Below are 8,632 nucleotides of genomic sequence, written 5' to 3' on the forward strand. Positions count from 1 at the left end.
GCTCGGGGGCGTGGTGCCCCCGAGCCCGGCCGCTGTCTCAGATGCTGCGGTAGACGTCGCGCCGGTCGCCGACCTTGACGACGAGGATCACGAGTTCGTCGTTCTCGATCCGGTAGGCGACTCGGTAGTTCCCGACCCGGAGGCGGTAGAGGCCTGAGGAGCCGACAAGTTTCTTGACGTCGGCGTCCTCGCGGTACGGGTCTTCGCCGAGCGCGGTCAGCGCGGCCAGGACGCGCATGGCGGCAGGCCGGTCGATGGCACGGAGTTGTCGCTGCGCCGCGGCGGTGAACCGGAACGCGTACTTCACGCCGCGCCTTCGGAGCGTTCGGTGAACAGATCGGCCAGCAGTTCGGCCATGGTCACGGTCGGGCCGCCCTCGGCCAGGACCGCCTCCGCTTCCCGCGCCAGCAGGACGTCCGCCGCGTCCTCCAGCGCGTAGAAGTCGGAGATCGGGACCACGGCGGCCACGGGCTCCCCGTTGCGGGTGATCACCGTGGGCGTGCCCTCCTCGGCGCGATTGATGTGGTCCGCAAGGTGGGCGCGGGCTTCTCGCACGGTCGCGGTCGTCTCAGTCATGAGAAAAGTGTACGCGTAAGCGTGTACACGCGCCGGGTCGAGCGAAGTGCGCTGGGGAAGCGGTGCTCGACGGGATCGCGTTCTCGGCGGCGCCCGTCGGCGGATGATCCGCTGAGCGGAGGCCGGGTTCGGGGGCGTGGTGATCCCGGGCCCGGCCTCTGTCGCCAGGATGCGCATGGCGGCAGGCCGGTCGATGGCGCGGAGTTGTCGCTGTGCCGTGGCGGTGAACCGGAACGCGTACTTCACGCTCGGAGACCGGCACCACGGCGGCAACGGGCTCCCCTCAGCCGGAACGGTCGGACGCAGCCTGCCGCTTGGTGCTGAGCGACCGGCTCCGCAGTGCGGCGGCGCCGGACTCGGCGAGCCAGTCCGTCAGGGTGCGCAATCCGGGATGGATGACCCGCAGCGCCTCGATGTCGGCGTGCCAGCGCTGGCCGGAGATCCACTGCTGCCGGGTCTGGGCGATCCCCGGGCTCAGTGCGGCGGCCTCGTCGTGGGTGAGCTGCTCGTAGCGCGCCGCGATGCCGGTCGCGGCGCTGATCGCGGCGACGGCTTCGACCGGGGTCGGGTCGTCGCCGGCGAGTTCAAGAGTCCGCCCGGCGAATCGGTCCGGGTGCTCGAAGGCGAGGGCGGCGAACTCGGCGATGTCCTCGAGGGCGATGATCTGCGCGGGCTCGTTCGGCGGGAAGAGGTGCCGGTGAACACCGTCGACGAACCCGTCGAGGCCGACGCCGGGTGTTCCGAGGTAATTCGTCATGAACCGTACGGGGCGCAACACGGTCACGAGCGGGAAGTGTGCGCGCAGGTACTGCTCGATACGCCGCTTTCCCTGGGCCGCGAACGCGCCGCCCGAGGTCGAGGCGACGCCGGTGAACACCACCTGGCGGATTCCCGCGGCTGCTGCCGCGTCGGCCAGGGCCCGGCCGCGGGTGAACTCCACGTCCGGATCGCTGCGGGACGGCCCGTAGGGGACCGGCGGTACAGCGAACAGAGCGGTGGTGCCATCCAGTGCCGACGCCAGACTCGACGGCTCGTCGAAGTCCGCGAGGGCCAGCTCGGCTCCCGCGTCCGCGAGGGCCGCGGCGGCAGGCGCGGTCTTGTCCCGTACCAGCGCGCGCACCTGCCGTCCGCCGGCCAGCAGCCGGCGTGCGGTCGCGCCGCCCTGGTTGCCGGTGGCGCCGGTCACGGCGATGAGGCCGTCGGCGGGGTCCTGGACCGGGCCGATGAGGGAACGGGTGGGCTCGACGGTCATATCGTCCTCACTCTCCCCGGGGGATGGGTTGCCGCGGACAGCGGGGCGAAACCCGGGGCATCTGGGATACTCCAACCCGATTGAGTCGGGCGCACAAGGGGTTTCGTGACATGACGACAGCGATCGACGGCGGTGGCCGGGCCGACGCCCGCCGTAACCGGGCCAAGGTGTTGTCCGCCGCGGGCGAGGCGGTCGCCGAGCTTGGACTCGACGTCCCGCTCGGCGAGATCGCGCGCCGGGCGGGCGTCGGCGCCGGCACCGTGTACCGGCACTTTCCGACCAAACAGGCTCTCCTGGAAGCCGTGTTCGCCCAGCACCTGAACGATCTGGTCGCCTCCGGCGAGCAGCGGATGGCCCGATGCGCGCCCACAGAGGCATTCTTCGGGTTCCTGCTGGATGTGGTCGAGAAGTCTCACAGGCGCGGACAGATGTGCGACGTCGTGACCGTCGACGTCGGCTGGCCCCGTCCGATGCTCACGGCGTCGGTGTCGCGCTTCCGTCAGGTCCTGACCGCGCTGCTCGACGCGGCGCAGCGGGCCGGTGGCGTCCTCGACGGCATCGGCCCCGACGATGTCGTCCCACTCACCGTCGGGTGTGCCTCGATGCTCGCTGCCCACCGCGACCGATCGGCCGGTCTCAGACTCGTTCGACTGACCCTGGACGGGTTGCGGCCTTCCGCCTTCGTCACGGAACGGCGGACGTTTCGTGATGGCAGTGGTGTCCGCCGGGATGCCGTCGCGCGTTGTGAGGACTGCGGGGCCGCACTCACCGTCCGGCCCACCGGTCGACCCGTTCGCTACTGCGGCGCGACCTGCCGACAGCGGGCCCGCCGTCGGCGCCTCGCGCCCTGAACCGGGCCGAACCGTGGTCTTCCCGCGAGCCCTGTCACCCCCGCCCTGATCGGGCTGCCGACGAGCGCGGTGCCCGCCGCGCGCGAAACCTGACCGGAGGGCGATGCCCCAAGCGTCCTGGGACGGGAAGCCGAGCGTGCCGGTCCGCGACTGCCCGGACACCGGCGCTGCCCATGTCCCGGGTGAATGGTGACACCGCGGCGATCTTCAACCGTCGAGGTCGAGACCTCCCGTGACGGCCGCCGTGAGCCGGGTCACCGTGCGGGGCGCCCGGATTAAATCGGCACCCCCTTGACGTAGATCATCGGGGATTCCCACGATGGCAGCATGCCGATCGAGGCCATTTCGCCGACTCGTTCCGAGCGAGGTGCGGCACCCCTCTTCGGTGTGCCCCGCCCCGGGCTGACCGGCTGTCCGGGATCGCGCTGATTCCCCACCATCGTTTCGTGACGGACGTGGTGTGGGCCGTGCCCGCGTGTGAAGCCGCCGCCCCACGCTGAAGGAGAGCTGACCCATGACCAGCCACGAGAACCGATCGCCGGTCGGACGCCGGGCCCTGCTGGCCGGAGCCGCCGGTCTGGGCGCGGCGGTGGCCCTGCCCGTACAGGCGGCGCAGGCCGCCCCGCCCGAACCCGTCGCGCCGAAGGAGGCGCCCGGCCACGCGCCCGGCCACGCGCACGGGCGGTACCCGGCGAACTGGCCCGAACCCGCCCCGTACGGCACCGCCAACACGCGGCAGGACCTCTGGCCGAGGGAAGACAACTCCTTCGTGCTGCCACTGGAGTTGCGCCCGCGCGACGAGGAGCTCGGGCGGGTCTGGATGCGCGACACGTACGTCAACTGCTTCGCCGTGGACGGCCGTCCGCTCTACGTCGCCACCGGCACCACCCGGGTGCCGGGGCTCGAAGCCGCGGGGCCCTGGAACGACGGCATCTTCGTGTGGACGGCGCGCGACCTCAAGGGGCCCTGGAAGCTGGCCGACACGACCGGCATCCGGCCCGGCGCGGAGAAGGGCAAGGTGTGGTCGCCCGAGTTCGTGGAGGAGAACCGGCCGGGCCGTACGGTCGTCGCCCCCTGGCAGGAGTACTGGTTCGACTCCCAGTTCGGCAAGCGCGGGGAGGCGTGGGCGCCGGAGGTGCACCGGGTCGGCGGCCGGTGGTACATCGTCGCGTGCATGGGCGACCACTCGAAGAAGGTCGGCTCGTTCCTGCTCGTCAGCGAGGGCGGGGTGGAGGGCCCGTACCGGCTGATCGGGGGCAACCTCGACAAACCCTTCGGGGACCCGTTCATCGGCGGCCCCGCGTTCATCGCGCCCGGTGCCTACCACCACATCGACGGCAGCCTGTACTCCGAGGGTGACGACGCCTGGCTGGTGCTGCACAACAACCTGTACGCGAAGTTCCGGGACGACATGGAGGACATCGTCCCCACGACCGGTCTCCCCTCGTTCCGGCAGACGCCCTACACGCCCGAGCCGTACCTCGAAGGCGCGTACGTGTTCCCGTACGGCGGCAAGTACTTCCTGCTCCAGGCCGCCTGGGACCGGACCTCGGTCAACGCCGACGGCAGTACCCGCCAGGGGTACGACACCGCCGCGGCCGGGCGGGTCCAGTACCAGTACGACGCCGTCGCCGCCGTCTCCGACACCTTCGAGGGGCCGTACTCGCAGCGGTGGACGGTCGGCGTGGGCGCCGGCCACAACAACTTCTTCGAGGACCACCGCGGACAGTTGTGGGCGACGTTCTTCCGCAACCCGAACTTCGGCCACTGGTCCAACGCCTCACGGCTCGCCGACTCGGCCGTGCCCGGAGTCGTCCAGGTGGAGTGGACGGGGCCGGAGGGCAACCGGCTGTACGTCCGGCGCCGCGACTGACCCCGGGAGGGGAGGGTTGGCTGGGGAGGGAGGAGGGGCCGGGCGCGGGCGAGACGGTTCAGAGCTCCTCTTCTCCTCGCCTTCCCGTCTCTCCTTGTCCTCTCTCTCGCTCGTCCTCTTCGGCTTCCTCTTCCTCTTCCATGTCCGCCGGGCCCTGGTGGTCGGCGAGGACGTCCGTCAGCAGTTCCGCCACGGTGGTGGTCGGGTCGACCCCCGCCAGGACCGCCTCCATGTCGAGCACGTCGGCCGCCTCCTCCAGGGCCTCGAAATCCGCGATCGGCACCACGGCGGCCACGGGGGTGCCGTCGCGGGTGATCACCGTGGGTTCGCCCTGCTCGGCGTGGTCGATGGGGGCGGCGGGGTTCGCGCAGGCCTCCCGGACCGTCACGGTTCTCCTTGTGGTCATATGTCCAGTGTGTGCGCACCCGGGGCGGGTCCGCGCGTCCGGCCGTCGGTGGTGCTCGTCGGCCTGATCCGCAAACGCGCCCGGACCCTCTCCGGGCGCAATCTCACCTCCCGCGATCCGTGCGCTCACATGCGGCCCTGCCTGCACCTCTGATGCTTTACTGAGGCGTCCGGAAGGGTGTCGAAGGGGTCCGGAAGGGTCCTCCGGGGCGGCGCCGGGACCAAGTTCGTGAAGTTCTTCACAAGGAATTCGGTCCGCTCGGGGCAAGTTCTTCGCTCTCAGGGGTTCGAACGTGTCTGTGCGTACGTTTTGTGCGGTACGCGCGGGTGTCCCCCGCGCGGTGCGCGCGGGGTGTGAGGAGAGGGCGGAGGGGACGCGGAATGCCGTCGTCCCAGGGTCAAGGTCCAGCTCACAGGCGGTGAACAACGTTCGCCAGGAGGCTGTGGTTCCCCTTGCGGAGCATGACCTGGATCACGCGGGCCGCGCAGTGTAGCAGAGGGGGCACCCAACCTTGTGAAGGGGCTCACGAGCTACCCCTCCGGAAGGGGTGGATACTCGATTGCATGAGCACCACGGAGCGTCCCAGGATCCTCGTTGTAGGCGGTGGGTACGTAGGCCTGTACGCAGCTCGACGCATTCTCAAGAAGATGCGCTACGGAGAGGCGACCGTCACGGTCGTCGACCCGCGCTCGTACATGACCTACCAGCCCTTCCTTCCCGAAGCTGCCGCAGGCAGCATCTCGCCTCGGCATGTCGTCGTCCCCTTGCGACGCGTGCTGCCCAAGGCTGAGGTTCTCACCGGTCGTGTGACGACCATCGACCAGGACCGCAAGGTCGCCACGGTCGCGCCGATCGTCGGCGAGGCCTACGAGCTGCCCTTCGACTACCTCGTCATCGCGATGGGTGCGGTCTCCCGTACCTTCCCGATCCCCGGCCTCGCCGAGCAGGGCATCGGCATGAAGGGCATCGAAGAGGCCATCGGTCTGCGCAACCACGTCCTGGAGCAGCTGGACAAGGCTGACTCCACGACCGACGAGGAGATCCGCCGCAAGGCGCTGACCTTCGTCTTCGTCGGCGGTGGCTTCGCCGGTGCGGAGACCGTCGGTGAGGTCGAGGACATGGCCCGGGACGCGGCCAAGTACTACACGAACGTCAAGCGCGAGGACATGCGCTTCGTTCTCGTCGACGCCGCCGACAAGATCCTTCCCGAGGTGGGCCCGAAGCTGGGCGCCTACGGCAAGGAGCACCTGGAGTCCCGCGGTGTGGAGATCTACCTCTCCACCTCCATGGACAGCTGCGTCGACGGCCACGTCGTGCTGAAGAACGGCCTCGAGGTCGACTCCAGCACCATCGTGTGGACCGCCGGTGTGAAGCCGAACCCGGCGCTCTCCCGCTTCGGTCTGCCGCTCGGCCCGCGTGGCCACGTGGACACCAGCGAGAAGCTCCAGGTGCAGGGCACCGACTACATCTGGGCCGCCGGCGACAACGCCCAGGTCCCGGACATGGTCGGCCGCAAGGCCGGCAACCCGAACGCCTGGTGCCCGCCGAACGCCCAGCACGCGCTGCGCCAGGCCAAGGTCCTCGGCGACAACGTCGTCTCGGGCATGCGTGGCTTCCCCCAGAAGACGTACGAGCACGCCAACAAGGGTGCGGTCGCCGGTCTCGGCCTGCACAAGGGCGTCGCGATGATCGTCATGGGCAAGGTGAAGATCAAGCTCAAGGGCCGTCTCGCCTGGTACATGCACCGTGGTTACCACGGCATGGCGATGCCGACGTTCAACCGCAAGATCCGCGTCTTCGCCGACTGGACCCTCGCGATGTTCCTCAAGCGCGAGGTCGTCTCCCTGGGTGCCATGGAGACGCCGCGCGAGGAGTTCTACGAGGCCGCGAAGCCGGCTCCGGCTCCCGCCGCCGCGAAGCCCGAGGGCGAGAAGGCCAAGGCCTCCTGACCCCGGCGCTCCCGCGAGGGCGCTCGGGCTCCGTACGCGGAGCCGCCGGTGCATGACCTGTACGTCCCGAAGGGGCCGTCCGCCATCCGTGGTGCGGGCGGCCCCTTCGGCGTGCCCGGAAGGGTTTCGGCGGGCGAGTACCCGGAACCACGATGGATACTTGGTGACTACATGCATTTTGCCCAAGCATTGCCCAGTAGCGGGATGACGGTGGCTACGGCCAGAGTTGACGCATGTGTTACCTCGTCGCCACGCTGAGGCGTGTCGGCGAGGCAATGATGCATGTGTACGCATATATGGGCATTTTGGGAACACCACCACGGAGGTGTGCGCCATGGCAGACGCCGCGTCGCGGCTGACCGCTCTTCTCACGGAACTGCTCGGAGAACCCCTTCCGGTCCGCATCCGGGCCTGGGACGGCAGCGAAGCCGGGCCGCCGGGTGCCCCCGCTCTCGTCATCCGCCACCGCCGCGCCTTGCGACGACTGCTGTGGAAGCCGGGCGAGCTGGGACTGGCCCGGGGCTGGGTGGCCGGAGAGATCGACGTCGAGGGCAATCTGTACGAGGCACTCGACAGCATCGCCGCCCTCCTCTGGGAGCGGGGCGCCGACGCCAAGGAAGCGATCCACCCGCTGCGCGACCCGAAGATCCGCGCCTTCGCGAAGGGCCTCGCCCAGCTCGCGGGCCCCTACCCGCCGCCCGCCCCGCCCGCCGAGGAGATGCACCGCCGCCGCACCGGCCCGCTGCACACCAAGCGCCGGGACAAGGAGGCCATCAGCCACCACTACGACGTCGGCAACGACTTCTACGAGATGGTCCTCGGCCCGTCCATGGTCTACTCCTGCGCCTACTGGGAGGACGGCGGCACCCTGGAGGACGCCCAGCGCGACAAGCTCGACCTGGTCTGCCGAAAGCTCGCCCTGAAGGAGGGCGACCGGTTGCTCGACGTCGGGTGCGGCTGGGGCTCCATGGCCATCCACGCGGCCCGCGAGTACGGCGCCTTCGTCACCGGCGTGACCCTCTCCACCGAACAGGCCGCGTACGCCCGCAAGCGGGTCGCCGAGGAAGGGCTGACGGACCGCGTCGAGATCCGGGTGCAGGACTACCGGGACGTGCGCGACGGACCGTACGACGCGATCTCCTCGATCGGCATGGCCGAACACGTCGGCTCCGTCCGCTACCGCGAATACGCCGACGACCTCTACGCCCTCCTCAAGCCCGGCGGCCGTCTGCTCAACCACCAGATCGCCCGCCGCCCCGAGAAGGACGAAGAGGCGTACCACGTCGACGAGTTCATCGATGCCTACGTCTTCCCGGACGGCGAACTCGCCCCCTTGGGCCGGACACTCGGCCTGCTGGAAGAGGCCGGGTTCGAGGCCCGGGACGTCGAAGTGCTGCGCGAGCACTACGCGCTGACGTTGCGTCAGTGGGTCGCCAACCTGGAGGACAACTGGGCCGCCGCGGTCGCGGCCACCTCGCCCGGACGCGCCCGGGTGTGGCGGCTCTACATGGCCGCGTCCGCCCTCTCCTTCGAGCACAACAAGATCGGCGTCAATCAGATCCTCGCCGTCAAGCCGACGGACGCCGGACACTCCCGGATGCCCGCCCGCTCCCGCCGGTGGACGGCCTCCGCCACCGGCTGACGCGTACCACCACGCGGCAGGGGCCGGAGTCCATGAGCGTGTGGCTGTCGGATTCGTTGGTCTGCGGGCCGAAGTTCATCGTC

The 8,632-nt window shown here is 70.1% G+C and carries 7 protein-coding genes and 2 pseudogenes; 4 read left to right on the forward strand and 5 right to left on the reverse strand.

The genetic code is table 11. The features are described from left to right. Nucleotides 1-37: 37 nt before the first annotated feature. The 4 genes and pseudogenes from ACWD3D_RS28645 to ACWD3D_RS28660 all read right to left on the reverse strand — a co-directional run bounded on the left by ACWD3D_RS28645 (nucleotide 38) and on the right by ACWD3D_RS28660 (nucleotide 1,828). Nucleotides 38-307, reverse strand: coding sequence for a type II toxin-antitoxin system RelE family toxin (locus tag ACWD3D_RS28645; protein WP_451463679.1), 270 nt, complete (start codon nucleotides 305-307; stop codon nucleotides 38-40). Beyond that, on the reverse strand, nucleotides 304-576 hold the full coding sequence (locus tag ACWD3D_RS28650; protein WP_358760856.1) for a type II toxin-antitoxin system Phd/YefM family antitoxin: 273 nt from the start codon (nucleotides 574-576) through the stop codon (nucleotides 304-306). The genes ACWD3D_RS28645 and ACWD3D_RS28650 overlap by 4 nt, the downstream gene beginning before the upstream one ends. Nucleotides 577-741: 165 nt before the next feature. Beyond that, a pseudogene (locus ACWD3D_RS28655) lies at nucleotides 742-822 on the reverse strand (type II toxin-antitoxin system RelE/ParE family toxin); the annotation flags it as partial. Nucleotides 823-859: 37 nt separating this feature from the next. Next, nucleotides 860-1,828 (reverse strand): NmrA family NAD(P)-binding protein, encoded by a 969-nt coding sequence (locus ACWD3D_RS28660; protein ID WP_451463680.1) that lies wholly within the window; start codon nucleotides 1,826-1,828, stop codon nucleotides 860-862. A 110-nt stretch (nucleotides 1,829-1,938) separates the two neighbouring features. On the opposite strand from ACWD3D_RS28660, the gene ACWD3D_RS28665 reads away from it, so the two are divergent. Together ACWD3D_RS28665 and ACWD3D_RS28670 are read left to right on the forward strand one after the other, a co-directional pair. Next, nucleotides 1,939-2,679, forward strand: a complete 741-nt coding sequence (locus ACWD3D_RS28665) for a TetR/AcrR family transcriptional regulator (protein ID WP_451463681.1) — start codon at nucleotides 1,939-1,941, stop codon at nucleotides 2,677-2,679. A gap of 514 nt (nucleotides 2,680-3,193) precedes the next feature. Next, nucleotides 3,194-4,552: a family 43 glycosylhydrolase gene (locus ACWD3D_RS28670; protein WP_451463682.1), complete on the forward strand. Its 1,359-nt coding sequence runs from the start codon at nucleotides 3,194-3,196 to the stop codon at nucleotides 4,550-4,552. 142 nt (nucleotides 4,553-4,694) lie between these two features. Here the strand turns inward: ACWD3D_RS28670 and ACWD3D_RS28675 are convergent. Beyond that, nucleotides 4,695-4,958 (reverse strand): annotated as a pseudogene (locus tag ACWD3D_RS28675) (type II toxin-antitoxin system Phd/YefM family antitoxin); the annotation flags it as partial. Nucleotides 4,959-5,521: 563 nt separating this feature from the next. Here ACWD3D_RS28675 and ACWD3D_RS28680 point away from each other — a divergent pair. Further along, nucleotides 5,522-6,907, forward strand: coding sequence for an NAD(P)/FAD-dependent oxidoreductase (locus tag ACWD3D_RS28680; protein WP_451463683.1), 1,386 nt, complete (start codon nucleotides 5,522-5,524; stop codon nucleotides 6,905-6,907). A gap of 334 nt (nucleotides 6,908-7,241) precedes the next feature. Further along, on the forward strand, nucleotides 7,242-8,549 hold the full coding sequence (locus ACWD3D_RS28685; RefSeq protein ID WP_451463684.1) for a class I SAM-dependent methyltransferase: 1,308 nt from the start codon (nucleotides 7,242-7,244) through the stop codon (nucleotides 8,547-8,549). Nucleotides 8,550-8,632 lie beyond the last annotated feature (83 nt).

This window comes from Streptomyces sp. NPDC002690 (genome assembly GCF_053592415.1).